We start from the raw sequence: 1,637 nt of genomic DNA, 5'->3' as shown, positions 1-1,637 counted from the left end.
GTGCCGAGCATCAAGCGCCCGGCACCCAGCTAAATAAAGACCCTGTAGTGTTTCGCTATTTATCGCTGCTACGTGCTGCAACAGCATACGTGGTGTAAGTGTTTTTCTTACTCGGCGCTTGGAGTCGGGCGCTGGGCGCTTTTGGAATGGCCCCGAATAAGTAGACACTTCTTCAGAGTGAGGAAGTGTATGCAATACCGAACCAAGCGTAAATTTAGTAATGAATTTAAGCGGGAAGCCGTTAGACTCTCTGTTTCATCACCTAAAACATTAGCTGAAATCTCCAGTGAATTAGGGGTGCATCCGAACGTATTAAGCCGTTGGCGTCGGGAGTGGATAATGGACAAACCAGATTCGAAACAGGATAAGCCCGTTAAAAATGAAGGGCCAGATAAAAGCCTTCGTCAGTTAGAGCAAGAGAATAAGCGTCTTAAGAAAAAGCTAGAGCGCGCTGAACTGGAGCTCGATATCTTAAAAAAGCTGGAAGAGTACGCTACCAAGACTCGGCGATAAAATTTGCCTTCATCGACCGGTATCGCAGCATGAGCTGGACGGTACTGGTGATGTGTCGCGTACTTCAGGTATCTCGTGCGGGTTATTATTGTTGGAAGCAGCGCCAACGAGAGCCTTCGGTTCAGACGGAGCGTCATCGCAGTTTGCTCGCCTTTTTATTGGCTGAAGCTGAACAGCAACATGGTATTGCGGGTTATCGGAAATTGTGGCGCGAAGCGGTTAATCAAGGCTTTGCTTGTGGTAAGAATCAAGTGCAGCGCCTATTACAGAGCGTGGGCTATCGTTCTTGTGTCGCGCCTAAGCCTGGGCATCGTAAACATAAGCCAGGCATCGATGCGACGCCGAATCTATTAAACCGACAGTTTACGGTTGCACAAGAGAACCGTGTTTGGGTGTCAGATATTACTCAAATACGCTGTGAAGAAGGCTGGCTCTATCTGGCTGTGATAATCGATCTTGCTACCAGACAGGTAGTAGGCAAGGCTCAGGGGCCGGTGAATAGCGCTGAATTAGTGATTAAGGCCTTAAAGCAGGCTTGGAAGCAGCAGAAGCCTAATGGCCGTGAGCTGATGTTCCATTCAGACCAAGGCAGCCAATATCATTGCATGGCGACCATGGCGTGGTTGAATAAGCGTAAAGTGACCATCAGCATGTCTCGTCGGGGAAACTGCTGGGATAACGCGTGCTCAGAAAGCTTTTTTGCTTTACTGAAAAAGGAGTGGACCCGCCGTTTAGGGCTTTTAACTCGTAAAGAGATGACAGAAGAAATACACTTCTACATCACGCAGTATTACCACAAAGTAAGGCAACACACTGCGCTGGGAGGATTAACCCCCAACGCATATGCGCAGCAACTTAATGCTGCTTAAACTGGTGTCTACTTTAGTCGGGCCATTCCACCAGCCTCACTCCTCACTCCTCACTCGTAAATCATAAAAAAGCCCCAACTAGGTTGGGGCTGTGAGGCATTGAATCATCACGCTATTAATCGCTGCAGCTTACATAATGCTAGGCAGCGGGTGGCGCTCCTTTACGGGGTAGCGACGGCGTTGCAGCCAAACCACTAGCGCCAGCACTAAGAAGCCATGGATCCACATTAACTCTTTGGTCCAGCGCTCGGTGGG

1 protein-coding gene is annotated in these 1,637 nt (G+C 49.1%); it reads left to right on the top strand.

All coding sequences use genetic code 11. From position 1 onward, the window contains the following. Positions 1-189 precede the first annotated feature (189 nt). A protein-coding gene (locus tag ACEN2J_RS20770) for an IS3 family transposase (protein ID WP_442108663.1) occupies positions 190-1,382 on the top strand; the annotation gives its coding sequence in 2 pieces (ribosomal slippage) (positions 190-487 and positions 487-1,382; 1,194 coding nt in all). Positions 1,383-1,637 lie beyond the last annotated feature (255 nt).

The sequence above is a fragment of the Pseudorhodobacter sp. W20_MBD10_FR17 genome (assembly GCF_052119765.1).
Classification (GTDB): Bacteria; Pseudomonadota; Alphaproteobacteria; order Rhodobacterales; family Rhodobacteraceae; genus Pseudorhodobacter.
The sequence above is the reverse complement of the archived record's forward strand: the minus strand, read 5'-3'. Positions and strand labels throughout refer to the sequence as shown.